Here is a 14,656-nt window from a genome sequence, read left to right on the forward strand (position 1 = left end):
GCCAGCTTTATGATCATTCCATTTCAATGAATTAACGATGAACGATAAAATTTCCTACGGCTTTACCACCACCATTTTGCATAGCGACCGCCAAAAAGATATCGAGCACGGCTCGGTGCATAAACCGATCCACACTTCAGTGTTGTATGGCTATAAAGATGCGCGCGATCTGGTGCAAGTATTTCAAGGTAAGCAGTCTGGCTACCGTTATGGGCGTCAAGGCAACCCAACCGTGTCGGCATTGGAAGATAAGATTACCAAAATGGAAGACGGTGCTTCGACGATCACATTTGCGACCGGTATGGCGGCGATCGGTGCTGTGTTTCAAGCTTTATTGCGCAAAGGTGATCATGTCGTTTCATCGAAATTTTTATTTGGTAATACGAATAGCTTGTGGCAAACGGCAAAAGGGCAGGGGATAGAATTAAGTCTGGTCGACGCGACCGATGTTGCCCAAGTCGAAACGGTGCTGACTCCCGCGACCCGCGTGGTATTTGTTGAGACAATTGCAAATCCACGTACACAGATTGCTGATTTAAAACGCATTGGCGAATTGTGCCGTGAACGGGGTATTTTATTCGTGGTTGATAACACGATGACCTCGCCTTACTTGTTTCGTCCTAAAACGGTTCATGCAGGATTGGTCGTCAATTCATTAACTAAATCAATCGCTGGCCATGGCAACGTACTTGGCGGCGCCCTGACCGATACTGGCTTATTTGATTGGAGTGCTTTTCCGAATATTGCGGATAATTTCCGTAAGCAAGCCCCAGCGCTGCAAGGTATGGCACAAATTCGAGCCAAAGGTTTACGTGATTTTGGTGCAACTTTAAGTCCGGATGCTGCGCATCAGATCGCAGTGGGTGCCGAAACGATCGCGTTGCGCATGGAGCGTGAATGTGCGAACGCTTTAGCATTGGCGAACATGTTAGAAGCTGATCCCCGCGTCGCTGCTGTGCATTACCCAGGGTTGCCATCGCATCCACAGCACACTCTGGCAACAGAATTATTCCGTGCATACGGCGCTCTGCTGAGCATCGAATTGAAACCTGAGATCGATTGTTTCGATTATTTAAATCGCCTCAAATTGGCGATCAATGCAACCCATCTTGGTGATACCCGTACCTTAGTGATTCCTGTTGCACATACGATATTTTTTGAAATGGGAGCAGCGCAGCGTGCCGAAATGGGAATTGCCGAATCTTTGATCCGCGTCTCCGTTGGCATTGAAGATACGCAAGATTTGTTGGCTGATTTTGCCGCGGCTCTGAATGGCTAGATAGTGCACTTGCATTCTTGAAGTACAGACTGCAGATCGCGCAGAAATCTGTGTTGTTGTTCTCGTGCTCAGGGGGGATGTTTGCCTTCCCGTACAAATTGATTGATGTGTGACCATCTATTTTTATTGCTATACACCCGCTTATTTTATTAATTTAGCGTCGATTTATCATATTTTTGGGCAGTGAAAGGCAGAAATGTTGCGACTTTCTTGGCGCATGATGATGCGTGACTGGCGTGCAGGCGAACTGCGATTTTTGTTAATCGCACTAATGGTAGCGGTCGCATCCTTATCGTCGGTTGGCTTTTTTGCTGATCGCTTGCGGAGTGGCTTGCAGCGTGACGCCCATCAATTGTTGGGCGCAGATCTGTTGGTGAGTGCTGATCATCCTATCAATCCTGAGTGGCGCGCTGCTGCTTTGCAGCGGGGCTTGCAAATTGCTGACACGGTGGTGTTTTCAAGTATGGGTATTTCGGGTGACGGAGACCATGCAAAAGCCAAATTGGTTTCATTGAAGGCAGTGAGTCCGCATTACCCTTTGCGTGGCAGATTGAAGTTGAATGAGCGCCGTGGGGATATCGATCAAGAGATTGTGACGAACGACATTCCTGCTGCTGGTACGGTATGGATCGACCCCTCTTTGCAAATCGCGTTTGATTTGAAACCGGGTGATAAGTTGCGTTTAGGTGACGTTGCGTTTGAGTTTACGAAAACCATTGCCGACGAGCCAGACCGTGGTGCGGGATTTATGAACTTTGCGCCGCGTGTGATGATTGCTTCTTCTGATTTGGCGGCCACCAATCTCGTTCAAAATGGGTCACGCGTGACCTACCGATTATTAATGGCTGGAGAACCTAAGGCCATAGCGGATTATCAAGCCACGTTATCAGGATTCATTAAGCAACAAAAACTCAAAGGGATAGCGCTGGAATCGCTAGAATCTGGTCGCCCGGAAATGCGTGCAACACTCGATCGCGCAGAGCAATTTTTGTCGCTCGTCAGTTTATTATCTGCCATGCTGGCGGCGGTTGCGATCGCAATGGCAGCGCGTCGTTTTATGTTGCGCCATCTTGATGCTTGTGCGATGTTACGTTGCCTTGGCCTGACCCAAAACCAGGTCACACGCATGTACTTGAGTGAATTTTTTATCCTCGGTTTATTTGGTAGCATGGCGGGAGTTGCAGTGGGCTATGGCGCGCATTACGTCTTGCTGGAGTGGTTGGGAAGTTTGTTGGCAAAAGATTTGCCAGCGGCAAGTTGGTTACCCGCCATGCATGGCGTTGCTACTGGATTACTGCTATTGGTGGGTTTTGCGTTGCCACCGATTCTGCAACTGAGAAACGTGCCACATAACCGCGTTATTCGACGTGAACAAGATCCCCCGCAAGCGCTTACAGTATTGACCTATGTGCTTGGTTTGGCCATGTTTGTTGGATTATTGCTGTGGCAAACCGGTGATGTGAAATTAGGATTGGTCACTGCGGGAGGGTTTTTGCTTGGCGTTGTTGGTTTTGCTTTGATTGGATGGCTCTGTGTGCTCTCACTTAAACGACTCCGAAATGTTTTTCAAGCGACAGCCTGGCGTTTTGCCGTCACAGCGTTACAGCGTCGCCCGGGAGCGACCGTAATACAAATCGTCGCATTATCATTGGGCTTGATGGCGTTACTCTTGCTGACGGTGGTACGGGGTGAATTGATTACTGCCTGGAAGCAATCGACCCCCGCAGATGCACCTAACCAATTTGTGATTAATATTCAGCCAGATCAGACTGCAGGTATTGCAGCCCGTTTGGTTCAGTTTGATCATCCACGAATGTACCCGATGATACGTGGTCGTTTGGTGGCACTGAATGAAACAGCATTAACACCGCAAACTTATCAGGAGGATCAGGCGAAACGCATGGTAGACCGTGAGTTTAATTTGTCAGCAATGAACGACGTACCGGCGTCGAATAAAATTGTTGCCGGTCACTGGTTCGATGATAGCAAGGCGACAGAGCCAGAAGCATCGGTCGAAGAAGGTATCGCCAAAACACTCAGGCTTAAGCTTGGCGACAGGTTGACCTTTGATGTCGCTGGTCAGCGAGTTGTCGCGAAAGTGACAAGTTTGCGCAAGCTCGATTGGGGCTCGATGCGAGTGAATTTTTTTGTAGTGCTTAACCCTAAAGCGATTACGGACTTACCAGCGACCTGGATTACTGCTTTTAGATTACCGCCTGCCGATCTGCATTTCGTGAATCAATTAACTGTAGACTATCCGAATCTGACCGTCGTTGATGTAGGGGCGATGATCAAGCAAGTTCAAAATGTGCTGGATCAAGTGATTACTGCTGTTGAATTCTTGTTCTTATTTACACTTGCTTCAGGCATTTTGGTGCTCTATGCGGCACTGGCGGGTTCGCAAGATGTCCGGCAGAGAGAAGCAGCGTTGCTAAGAGCTCTGGGAGCGACGCGTAAGCAATTGTCGACTGCGCAGTGGATAGAGTTTGCACTTGTCGGTAGTGTCGCTGGTTTGTTGGCTGCCAGCGGTTCTTCAGCAGTCGGTTGGGCATTGGCCAGATTTAGTTTTCAGTTTGAATGGAATTTTTCACCTGTCGTGTGGTTAGTGGGGATTGCAATTGGTGCAGCGTGCGCATTGTTCGGTGGTTGGGTAGGACTGCGCAATGTCCTCAATCGACCGCCACTGTTGAGTCTACGCGACGCTTGATTTTTGCATTATTGGTTTTTAATGGATTTGTTCAAAGGAATACCATGTCTTTCAACCCACAAGAAGCACTGACTTTATACGTTGACCACCAATTTGCCAGCCCTTACGCGATGTCGGTATTTGTCGCCTTGCGCGAAAAAAATCGACCATTTGAATTGGTTACTCTGGATCTCGCGGCAAAGAAGAATCACGAGGACGATTTTACGCACAAGTCCCTGACTCGTCGTGTCCCCACCCTGGTGCACGGTGAATTTAGTTTGTCCGAGTCGTCAGCAATTACGGAATATATAGACGAGGTTTTTGCTGGACCGAGTCTGTACCCGAAAGAGTATAAACAACGCGCGCGGGCGCGTCAGGTGCAAGCTTGGTTACGCAGTGATTTGATGCCTATTCGTGTAGAGCGCAATACTCAGGTTATTTTTTATGACGCAAAATTTGCGCCACTCTCGGCAGAAGCATTGGCAGCAGCACAGAGTCTATATTACGTTGTTGAGACACTATTGCCTGAAGGCCAGCAGAACTTGTTCGGAGAATGGAGTATTGCGGATACAGATTTGGCGCTGATGCTGAATCGATTAGTACTGCATCGTGAAGCGGTTCCTTCACGCTTGGTTGAGTATGCGCAAAGGCAGTGGGAACGTCCTGCAGTTCAGGCATGGTTAAACCAGGCAAGACCTGCGTTATAGAAAATTGTAGCTACCTTTAACGGTTAATTTTTGCGAGTCACAATGAGTCAAGAATCAAAGCAACAAAGCCCGCTAGTTGAACAATCTGGTCAGCAATCTGGTCAGCAATCTGGTGGCATGGAAGAAGAAAAGTCAAATTTGTACGCCTTGATTGGTGGCGCGGACAATTTGCGCCAGATGGTTGATCGGTTTTATGACCTGATGGAACTGGAGCCAGAATTCGCTGGCATACGGGCGATGCATCCGACACCGTTAGATGGATCTCGGGATAAATTATTTTGGTTTCTATCTGGTTGGATGGGTGGCCCTGATTTATATATCAGTCAGTTCGGACACCCACGTTTGCGCGCAAGGCATTTACCTTTTGCGATTGCCAGTAATGAGCGTGACCAATGGTTGCGTTGTATGGCGTGGGCGATGCAGGACGTGGGCATTGAAGCGGGCTTGCAGCAGCACCTAATGCAATCCTTCTATCAAACCGCTGACTGGATGCGTAATACCCCCGGTTAACCCTCGTTAGTTTCGGCTCAACTGACGGCCTGGCCGAATTTAATAAAAAACACTATTTTCATGACACCATTTGAAATTCTTTTGCTCGCTCTCCTGCTCGTATTGCTGGTGTTGGTTGTCATCTTACTGCTCCGCGTTTCGAACCATAATAGCAATTCTCAAGCGCAGGAGTTGCAAGCCTTACAGCACTATATTCAAACTTCTCAGCAACAACAATTGCTCAATGATGAGCGTACAGAACGCTCTTTGCGTGAGCAAGTGCAGTCGACGGCTTTGGGGACAAGGCAGGAATTGGGGAGTAATTTTTCACGACTGCAGCAAGCCTTGACTGGTCAATTAACGAGTGTCGCTACTCTGCAAAATGGGCAGATTGATGGCTTCTCGCAGCAATTGGTGAGGCTGAATGAAAGCAATGCACAACAGCTGGAGCAAATGCGCTTGGCGCTCATTCAACAAAGCCAGAGCGCACGTGAAGAGCAAGGAAACAGTCTGAAACTGTTTGCCGACACCTTAAACCAAACTCTGGTAAGTCTTACTGAGTCGAACGCCCAACGCATGGGGGAGATTCGCACTACTCTCGAACAGAAAATTCAGCAACTGCAGCTCGAAAATACCAGCAAATTGGAAGAGATGCGTAAAACCGTCGATGAAAAACTCCATGCGACGTTGGAACAGCGTCTGGGAGAATCATTCAAGTTGGTTTCTGATCGACTAGAAAAGGTCCATCAAGGTCTGGGTGAGATGCAGCAACTTGCAATTGGTGTCGGCGACCTTAAGCGAGTTTTGACGAACGTCAAAACTCGTGGTACGTGGGGTGAGGTGCAGCTAGAAATGGTGCTGGAGCAAATGTTGACGCCAGACCAATACGCGAAGAATGTCGAGACGATTCCCGGTAGTGGTGAGAGGGTCGAATTTGCGATTAAATTGCCCGGCAAAGAGGACGGTAACGTACCTGTGTGGATGCCAATCGATGCTAAATTCCCTAAGGAGCAGTATGAGCGTCTGCTGGATGCGGCAGAACGTGCGGATGCCGAAGGGGTTGCAACTTATGGCAAGGAATTGGAGCGAGCAATTCGAACGGAAGCAAAAACTATTTCAGAAAAGTATTTGTCACCGCCATTAACCACGGATTTTGCGATTTTATTTTTGCCGACTGAAGGTTTGTATGCTGAAGTGATGCGACGTCCTGGCTTGGCAGACGAATTGCAGCGTACCTGTCGGGTATCGATCTCCGGGCCATCGACCTTATCAGCGCTATTAAATAGTTTGCAGATGGGTTTTCGTACGCTGGTCTTGGAAAAACGTTCGTCAGAAGTATGGCAAGTGTTGGGTGCAGTTAAAACTGAATTTAGTAAATTTGGCGATGTTTTGGCTGCAACTAAAGCGACCTTGGAAAAAGCAGCCAAAAACATCGATCAGGCCGAAGTTCGCACTCGTCAAATGACTCGCAAGCTGAAGGATGTTGAAGCGTTACCAATCTCTGTAGCTACTAACGTGCTGGGCACGGGTGATTTGGGTACGGATGCTGATAGCGAGTAGGGTGGTTAATTTAGGGCCTTATAAGGGGCGATCCCAACTGATTGCATTAATCGGTCACCTAAGAGATAACGTGCCCCAGTGCCTTTTTGGGCAGCCTGATCATGTGGATTATATAAGGCACAGGATTTAAGCGACAAGCAACCACAACCGATACAAGAAGTTAGTTGATCACGCAATGCGATCAATGCATCAATTCTTTGTTGTATCAACGGTTGCCACGCACTAGAAAGCCTTTCCCAGTCTGCTTTGTCAGGTGTACGTTGGTCAGGTAATTGTTTCAAAATTTCTGATATTTCTTCTAATTTCAAGCCAGCAGTCTGCGCTGCGCGAATAAACGCAATCCGCCGTAGACTATCTTTTTTATAGTGTCTGCGTTGCCCAGCAGGTGTCAGGCTTGCGATTAATCCTTGTTCCTCGTAATACCTGATGGCGCTGGCAGTGATTCCTGCGCGTTTTGCTAAATCACCGATGCTGATTAATTCTGTCATTGCGCGTTCCCTGTGAAATTTATGCTTGACTTCAAGTTAACTTGAACTTGTATCCTTGCTGCCTTGTCTTCGAGTTTATTATCGAGTTTGTTATTTAGGGGGGGTAATGCAACAAACTAACCATTCCCACATTTTATTTGCATTATTAGATGCGAACAAAGACTTTGCGTTGCATGGAAAGGGTACGACCAACCATTGTCCTATGGCCTTGATTGCCTTATCAAGCATGGGAGCGAGTGATCAACGGTTGCGAGATTTTTTTGAGTTCCGGAGAGCTACTTATGCCATTGACGCCGATGTGTCGACACAACGATTATTGATAACGCACAATAACTATCTGGATTTCAAAGGAAAATCATCGCATTTCACAGAGTTGTATCACTTTTTCTCAAAGCGCATCGAGTCTGAAGGGATCAGGCATGTAGTAGGTGAGGTCATCAGAGAGTTGCCTCTGGCATCGGCAACGGGTGCGTTTCATGCGCTGATACGTTTGTCCTATGGCGTTCAGGTTTCGCATCGCGGTGAAGTTGCTGCAGGTTTGGCGGCGATGGTTACAAACTGCTTTAGCACTCATTTGCCAAAGCAGGGACGTGATCAATGCATCTCGCTGGTAAGTGGCTTTTCACAGCTATCGTCAAAATTTGAGGGATACAGCGTTGACGCTGCGATGATTACGACCAAAATGCGCGCAGTATTTAACGATGCACGTTTTCAGTCTGCTTGTCCTGCACTGCCTGACCGGCACGGCATACTTTTTGAAATGCGCAAATTGGCCATACTTTGTTATTCACAGACCCAAAATTTTACTGTTTTGCATATGGTGACCGCGTTAGATGCATTAGTAGGACTGTTGGAAGTGATTCCCGAACTGTCATCAGAGCAGTTGTTGGAAGATATCTGGACGGCGTTATGTGTCGCTTATGTGTCTATGGGTGCCCCTCCAATTTTGTCGCCCCCATTGCCCGCCTCGGCACCGGGCGATTCAGTCGTTCATATGAATGAGTGGCGGCATTTACTTGAACTTGCGGTGCAGTCAAATGATGATCATGTGATTAAATTCACCTACAGTTGTTTTGTCGAAAATCAACGTCTACCTAATCCTTTGTATTTGCATTCTACGAAGTTAATTCACTGTAAAAGTCGCTCATAGGATGGCGGCGACGTATGAAAAATAGCTGTGGTTCATTCAAAAAAAGGCGCCAAGCAAAAATTACTTAGCGCCTCTGACTTTTCATACGTCTTTTTCATACGTCTATGGGCGAACCCGTATCAACGCATTATTGCGTTCTTTTAACCGATGTAATAACTACAGGCGTAACTGGAACGGTAGGCAAGCCATTTTGTACAGATGTAGGCACCTTGCTGATCGCGTCCATGACATCTAAACCACTCACAATAGTGCCAAATACGGCATAGCCTGTTGCACCTGTTGTTACGTTTGCGTCGTATGCAGCACTGTTATTGATCAAGTTGAAGTAGTACTGTGATGTGGCGGAATTAAGGGTGCTTGTACTTGCCATGCCAATCGTGCCGCGTGTATTACTGAGGCCAGTTGCAGTCGTTGTTTCCAGTGTGATGGCAGAGAAGCTTGGCGTCAGCGCGGTCAGGCTGCTGTTGTAGCCGCCACCTTGAATAACGTTTGTATCAACACGATGAAAAATAGTGTTCACGTAAAAGCTGTTTTCAACATAATTAAGATAATTATCGACGGATATCGGCGCTGCGCCAGGGTTGAGTTCCACGACAATATTTCCTAACGTCGTTGTCAGGGTAACTTGCGGTCTTGCAGCCAGTGGTACGCTAAATGCAGCAAAGTACAACTGACCATTGGCAGCGTTAGTGATCGTCATATTAAATGGACCAACACGAATAATTTTGCAAGTGAATGTCCGTGTCGTATTGGTGCCAGTGCCAGTTTCAGTAAGATTGGCGCAACCCGGATTACTGATGCTAATGCCTTGCAGCAAATTTTGACCATTAACGGTCATGGTGATCGTTTGACGATATGCTACGACAGTCGGTGATGTGTTAACTGTAGGAGAAATATTAACGCTACTAACAGTTGCGAGAACAACAGTAGAGGATTTAGAACCGCCGCAGCCGCTCAATAATGCGAGGGATGCAAAGGCACCCAATAACCATGTCGAAGCTTTCAATCTGATCTCCATAACTAAAAAACGAATTGTACTGTGCTTGCCGTACCTTTTGCTGCAAATATCTATGATTTTCTTGTCACATTGCGTGACGAAGATTTTACTTTATTAGCATCATTGTACTAACGTTTCTTTTTTTGATTATTTTTAAATAATTTTTAAATAATTTTTACTTGCTTTAGGTCTTAAGTACTTGATTTCGGCTCATTGCGACTGCTTTCGTTCTAGTAACTGAAGTTCTTGCATGGTATTTACATTGACGAAACTAGCGCTATCTTTGAACATTACATTGATCGTTAACTGTTGTTGTAGCCAATGATCAACTTTTCGACCACCTACGCTTAAAAAGTTGTTTAAGCTTTCCAGGCAAGAAAGTTTGATCAGGGAAAATACGGGGTGTCGTTGCTCTTTTGTAATATTTTCCTCTGTTACCACTGATGTTGCCACCGCGATATCAGCATTATTAGATATTAATGCGTCTGACAATGCTTGAGCTAAATTCATTGGGAGCATTGGGCTGTCGCATGGTGCGGTTAAAAGGTATGGCGTCGTGCAATCGCTTAGACCCGCTTGTATGCCAGCCAGAGGGCCGGCAAAATCCTTCATTCGATCTGAATACACTGGTGCGCCAAATTTTTTATATTCACTGATGTTTTGATTTGCATTAATGATAATCTTGCCAACTTGAGGGGATAGGCGCTTTAATACATGCAGCGTCATCGGAATGTGATTAAAATTTTGCAATCCTTTATCCACTTGGCCCATCCGTGTTCCACGACCCCCGGCGATAATGAGACCGGTAATAAGTTGTTTGTCGATCATGGTGAGTCGTGTTAATCAGAGTCGTGTTAATCAGAGTCTTGCTAAATAGTCAGTGGAATTAACGATTAGCCACCAATATAGGACATTTCGATTTTTTTTCCGGTGACGACATGATTGCTTGTTTGTGTGCTGCGTAGTTCTGAATAGCGATCAGTGCGGGAGCGCCATATTGAAGCGATTACACTGGCAATACTTAGATCGGCGTATTGCTCATCGCTTCTTAAAAGTGCTCGCAAATCATGGCCGTTCGTTGCGAACAGGCAGGTGTAAAGCTTTCCTTCAGTAGAAAGTCTGGCTCGACTGCAGTCCTGACAGAATGCTTTGCTCACACTGGAAATAAAGCCTAATTCACCTTTGCCATCAAGATGTTGCCAACGTTGCGCAGTTTCGCTGTCGTAGTTGGCTGGTAGTTGCTGTAAAGGTATGCCAGCATCATTGAGTCGTTGAACGATTTCTTCTGAGGTAATAACTTCGTTGTGTTGCCAATGATTTGATGCGCCAACGTCCATATATTCAATAAAACGCAAAATATGTGGCGTATCTTTAAAATAGCGTGCCATATTGATAATTTCATGGTCGTTGACACCCGCTTTCACGACCATGTTGATTTTGATTGGTCCCAGGCCTGCAGCATGTGCAGCTTCAATGCCTTTCAAGACATCGGAAACTTCAAAATCGACATCGTTCATACGTTTAAAAATCGCATCGTCCAGGGAGTCGAGCGAAACAGTCACGCGCTTGAGCCCGGCTTTTTTCAGGTCGTATGCTTTCTTCGCTAATAAAGAACCATTTGTCGTTAGACTAAGATCTGGCATCTTTCCATCGACGGTTCGCAATTGCGCCAACATAGCAATTAAATCTTCTATATTTTTTCGTAGTAGCGGTTCGCCGCCCGTGAGCCGAATTTTTTTTACACCGTGGGTTAAGAAAATCGCTGCTACTCGAGTAATTTCCTCAAAACTGAGTAACGACTTATGTGGCAGATATTGGTAGTCTTTATCGAAAATCTCCTTCGGCATGCAATACACGCAGCGGAAATTACAGCGATCTGTAACGGAAATTCGTAGGTCATGCAATGGCCGAGAAAAACTATCCATCAGACTACCATTCGGCGCTGAAAGCGTATTCGGGATTGCAATAGTTTGCTGGTGCTGACGGACATCAATCAGCGGAATAAATTTTTCCGTCATGGTTTGCAACTTGAGATGAATGCGAGTCAATCCATCACAATACCACGATAATTAAAACTATGAGGAGGCAGCCGTAAAGGCGATCGGTACCTTCGATGTGGTGTCTGCAGAAGGATATGGATTGTCTATTGTAAAGACATTAATTGTGTGTCGCGGATAGTGAATATTTTTCCTGATCTAGGTGTTCATTTTCACTATGGCTGAAGAATTTCGTTTGATTTTGTTTAAGTCTACTACGCCTGTAAATGCGCTGATAAGAGCTTTTTTAATAATGTAAATTTATGTAAATAGTTTGACGAAAAAAAGCCGGCGAGACGTTGATGTCTCGCCGGCTTTGTTATTGGCCACTAATTATTGCAATTAACGACGTGTTTCTACCAAAATCAGCGGTTCAGTGGACGCGGCTGGTAACGGTTTGCGCTCACGCGGAACGCGTGGTGCAGGAACGAGTTTGCTGGCGCTTTCCTGCGCTGCACGCAGTTTTTCGGGGTCGGTGCTTGCCAATTGCAGACCTGCAGCACTTAGCATGTCATTCAACTGTTCGAGCGGCATGGATGCAGATTTGCTTGCAATTGCTGCTTTTGTCGGTGTTGTTACTTCAGCGGTAACTACCGATGGAGCAGGCATTGCTGGAGTTGCAGCCGATGGAACTGGTTCCGAGATGACCTCAGTTGCAAGAGCGACAGGTGCCGTGATTACGTCGACTATTGGCGTAACTTCAATAGCCGGCGTCGTTTCAATGACAGGCGGAGTTTCAGTCGCTTGAACGATCGCAGGAGCAATCTCTGGCGCTGGGCTTGAAAATTCAGTTGCCGTTACTTCTGCTACTTCCGCTAACGTCGCCACTGCGATCGTTTCCAGGTTGCTTGCAACCATCACCGGCGCAGGTGTCATCGCTGCCACCGGCTCAAATACCGCAGGTGATTGCACTGGTGTTGCCTCAACATGTTCCAGTGTCGATTGCATTGGGCTGTCAACTACTGCTGCTTGCGTTACCACTGCATCAGTTGGCGCTACAGAAGCAGATTCGATTGCCAATTCGCCTTGCTCATTGGTTTCGCCAGGCTCGCGTTCACGACGGTTGCGATTGCGGCCACCGCGACGGCGACGACGACGGCGTTCTTCGCTTTGCTCCGCATTGTCGTCCACGCCTTGTTCAAGGTTTTGCAATGAGGCTTGCGTAGGAACTACTTCAACAGGAATTGGATCTGCATGTTTCTGGAGTGCCTCTTCAGTCTTAGGTTCGGTGAGTAAAGCTTCTTTGCGTTCTTCACGTTGACGTTGCTGACGTTCGCGGCGTCCTTCCTGGCCTTCTTTTGGTTCACGTGGTTCACGTGCTTGTTTAGGTGGCTTAGGTGGGCGTGGCGTTTCTATGGCAGGCGTTTTTGCTGGTTCAACTTTTTCACCATTCGCGCTTGCAGGACGTTCCTCACGGTCATCACGATCGCGATTGCTGCGATTGCGATTGCGGTTGCGCTGGTTATTGCGTTGATTGCGGCCGTTGCGATCGCGATCCGCCGGTTTTTCGTCGACGATTGCTGGTGCTGACACCTTTGCTTGATCATCTGATTTGCCAAAGAAGAAACTCAGCAATTTTGCAAAGAACCCAGGGCCACTTGGCTGTGCTGGTGCGCTGATTACTGGTGCCGGAATTTCTTTTCGTTCAACGATAGGCGCAGTTTCTGGCGTAATGCTTTTGACCATCGCTTCCTGGCGTGGTTTTACATCCTCTTTTTGGCGCTTGCTGTAGCCAATGTCGGTATCAACCTGTTCCGCCATAGCATAACTTGCGTGATGCTCTTCGAGACGTGGGTCATCGTGCTTAAGGCGATCCAGTTTGTAGTGCGGTGTTTCCAGGTGTGTATTTGGAATCAGAATCACAGTCACTCGATGACGCGTTTCGATTTTCAGAATTTCGCCACGTTTTTCATTGAGCAAGAAGGCCGCTACGTCGACGGGGACCTGGACATGGATCGCTGCTGAATTTTCTTTCATGGCTTCTTCCTGGATGATACGCAGGACTTGCAATGCAGAAGATTCTGTGTCGCGGATGTGGCCAGTGCCGTTACAACGAGGGCAGGTTACATGACTGCCTTCCGATAACGATGGGCGCAAGCGTTGACGTGAGAGCTCCATCAGACCGAAGCGTGAAATTTTGCCCATTTGGACGCGTGCGCGGTCGTAGCGCAGTGCGTCTTTGAGGCGGGTTTCGACTTCGCGTTGGTTTTTAGCGTTTTCCATGTCGATAAAATCGATCACGATCAAACCACCCAAGTCACGCAAGCGTAACTGGCGAGCAACTTCTTCAGCAGCTTCAAGGTTGGTATTGAATGCCGTGGTTTCGATGTCGCCACCACGTGTAGAACGGGCAGAGTTGACGTCAACGGAAACTAAAGCTTCGGTGTGGTCGATAACAATCGCGCCGCCAGAAGGTAGCGGTACGGTGCGGCTGTACGCAGTTTCGATCTGGTGTTCGATCTGGAAACGTGAGAATAGCGGTACATCGTCGCTATAGCGCTTAACGCGATGCACCATGTCTGGCATCACGTGGCTCATAAACTGTTGAGCTTGTTCGTAGATTTCGTCCGTATCGATCAGAATTTCGCCGATATCTGGCTGGAAGTAATCGCGAATTGCACGAATGACCAATGAAGATTCCTGATAAATCAAGAATGCGCCTGGCGAGGATTTGCCAGCACCTTCAATCGCACGCCAGAGTTGCATCAGGTAATTTAAGTCCCATTGCAACTCGTCAACATTGCGACCGATCCCTGCCGTACGGGCAATCACGGACATACCGGTTGGCAAGTCGAGCTTGTCCATGGTTTCGCGCAATTCCTGGCGGTCTTCGCCCTCTACACGGCGCGATACGCCACCGCCACGAGGGTTGTTCGGCATTAATACTAAGTAACGTCCAGCCAAAGAAATAAAGGAGGTCAGGGCGGCGCCCTTATTTCCGCGTTCTTCTTTTTCTACTTGAACAACGATTTCCTGGCCCTCACGCAGCGCTTCTTTGATGGAAGTGTTGCGAACGTCGATGCCTTCTTTGAAGTAACTGCGAGCAACTTCTTTAAATGGCAGGAAGCCGTGGCGCTCTTCACCGTAGTTAACGAAGCATGCTTCAAGCGATGGTTCGATACGGGTAATAACGCCCTTGTAGATGTTTGACTTACGTAATTCGCGACCAGCGGTCTCGATATCAATATCAATGAGTTTTTGCCCATTGACGATAGCGACGCGCAATTCTTCTTGCTGCGTGGCATTGAACAACATACGTTTCAT

Annotated in this window: 11 protein-coding genes; 6 read left to right on the forward strand and 5 right to left on the reverse strand. The window is 47.4% G+C overall.

The genetic code is table 11. From position 1 onward, the window contains the following. The first annotated feature begins 37 nt into the window (after window positions 1–37). The 5 genes from ACO0K1_RS06460 (at window position 38) to rmuC (ending at window position 6,721) form a co-directional block, all read left to right on the forward strand. Window positions 38–1,279 (forward strand): cystathionine gamma-synthase family protein, encoded by a 1,242-nt coding sequence (locus ACO0K1_RS06460; RefSeq protein ID WP_423023900.1) that lies wholly within the window; start codon window positions 38–40, stop codon window positions 1,277–1,279. Window positions 1,280–1,475: 196 nt separating this feature from the next. Beyond that, complete coding sequence (locus ACO0K1_RS06465) at window positions 1,476–3,986, forward strand: ABC transporter permease (RefSeq protein WP_423023902.1); 2,511 nt, start codon at window positions 1,476–1,478, stop codon at window positions 3,984–3,986. A 44-nt stretch (window positions 3,987–4,030) separates the two neighbouring features. After that, window positions 4,031–4,672, forward strand: a complete 642-nt coding sequence (gene yfcF / locus ACO0K1_RS06470; protein WP_423023904.1) for a glutathione transferase — start codon at window positions 4,031–4,033, stop codon at window positions 4,670–4,672. A 117-nt stretch (window positions 4,673–4,789) separates the two neighbouring features. After that, window positions 4,790–5,182: a group II truncated hemoglobin gene (locus tag ACO0K1_RS06475; RefSeq protein WP_423024086.1), complete on the forward strand. Its 393-nt coding sequence runs from the start codon at window positions 4,790–4,792 to the stop codon at window positions 5,180–5,182. A gap of 60 nt (window positions 5,183–5,242) precedes the next feature. Continuing rightward, a complete protein-coding gene (gene rmuC, locus ACO0K1_RS06480; RefSeq protein ID WP_423023906.1) occupies window positions 5,243–6,721 on the forward strand; it encodes a DNA recombination protein RmuC in 1,479 nt (492 codons plus the stop codon). Window positions 6,722–6,726: 5 nt separating this feature from the next. Here the strand turns inward: rmuC and soxR are convergent, their stop codons facing one another. Next, entirely contained in the window at window positions 6,727–7,209 is a 483-nt protein-coding gene (soxR, locus tag ACO0K1_RS06485; protein WP_423023908.1) for a redox-sensitive transcriptional activator SoxR, read from the reverse strand. A gap of 106 nt (window positions 7,210–7,315) precedes the next feature. Here soxR and ACO0K1_RS06490 point away from each other — a divergent pair, with 106 nt between their 5' ends. After that, entirely contained in the window at window positions 7,316–8,359 is a 1,044-nt protein-coding gene (locus tag ACO0K1_RS06490) for a questin oxidase family protein (protein WP_423023910.1), read from the forward strand. Window positions 8,360–8,486: 127 nt separating this feature from the next. Here the strand turns inward: ACO0K1_RS06490 and ACO0K1_RS06495 are convergent, their stop codons facing one another. The 4 genes from ACO0K1_RS06495 to ACO0K1_RS06510 form a co-directional block, all read right to left on the reverse strand. Next, window positions 8,487–9,365, reverse strand: coding sequence for a peptidylprolyl isomerase (locus tag ACO0K1_RS06495; RefSeq protein ID WP_423023912.1), 879 nt, complete (start codon window positions 9,363–9,365; stop codon window positions 8,487–8,489). 201 nt (window positions 9,366–9,566) lie between these two features. Continuing rightward, window positions 9,567–10,184: a molybdenum cofactor guanylyltransferase MobA gene (mobA, locus tag ACO0K1_RS06500; protein WP_423023914.1), complete on the reverse strand. Its 618-nt coding sequence runs from the start codon at window positions 10,182–10,184 to the stop codon at window positions 9,567–9,569. A 65-nt stretch (window positions 10,185–10,249) separates the two neighbouring features. Continuing rightward, on the reverse strand, window positions 10,250–11,374 hold the full coding sequence (gene moaA / locus ACO0K1_RS06505; protein ID WP_423023916.1) for a GTP 3',8-cyclase MoaA: 1,125 nt from the start codon (window positions 11,372–11,374) through the stop codon (window positions 10,250–10,252). 360 nt (window positions 11,375–11,734) lie between these two features. Then, the gene (locus ACO0K1_RS06510; protein WP_423023918.1) at window positions 11,735–14,656 is read right to left on the reverse strand and encodes an Rne/Rng family ribonuclease; all 2,922 of its coding nucleotides are present in this window, start codon (window positions 14,654–14,656) and stop codon (window positions 11,735–11,737) included.

The organism is Undibacterium sp. SXout20W, from assembly GCF_049340285.1.
In the GTDB taxonomy this organism is placed as follows: Bacteria; Pseudomonadota; Gammaproteobacteria; order Burkholderiales; family Burkholderiaceae_D; genus Undibacterium.

Bases quoted from the DNA above. Each gene is read 5' to 3' on its own strand.
- ACO0K1_RS06475 (WP_423024086.1), top strand. From the start codon at position 4,790: ATGGAAGAAGAAAAGTCAAATTTGTACGCCTTGATTGGTGGCGCGGAC.
- mobA (WP_423023914.1), bottom strand. From the start codon at position 10,184: ATGATCGACAAACAACTTATTACCGGTCTCATTATCGCCGGGGGTCGT.
- yfcF (WP_423023904.1), top strand. From the start codon at position 4,031: ATGTCTTTCAACCCACAAGAAGCACTGACTTTATACGTTGACCACCAA.
- moaA (WP_423023916.1), bottom strand. From the start codon at position 11,374: ATGACGGAAAAATTTATTCCGCTGATTGATGTCCGTCAGCACCAGCAA.
- rmuC (WP_423023906.1), top strand. From the start codon at position 5,243: ATGACACCATTTGAAATTCTTTTGCTCGCTCTCCTGCTCGTATTGCTG.
- ACO0K1_RS06510 (WP_423023918.1), bottom strand. From the start codon at position 14,656: ATGAAACGTATGTTGTTCAATGCCACGCAGCAAGAAGAATTGCGCGTC.
- ACO0K1_RS06465 (WP_423023902.1), top strand. From the start codon at position 1,476: ATGTTGCGACTTTCTTGGCGCATGATGATGCGTGACTGGCGTGCAGGC.
- soxR (WP_423023908.1), bottom strand. From the start codon at position 7,209: ATGACAGAATTAATCAGCATCGGTGATTTAGCAAAACGCGCAGGAATC.
- ACO0K1_RS06490 (WP_423023910.1), top strand. From the start codon at position 7,316: ATGCAACAAACTAACCATTCCCACATTTTATTTGCATTATTAGATGCG.
- ACO0K1_RS06460 (WP_423023900.1), top strand. From the start codon at position 38: ATGAACGATAAAATTTCCTACGGCTTTACCACCACCATTTTGCATAGC.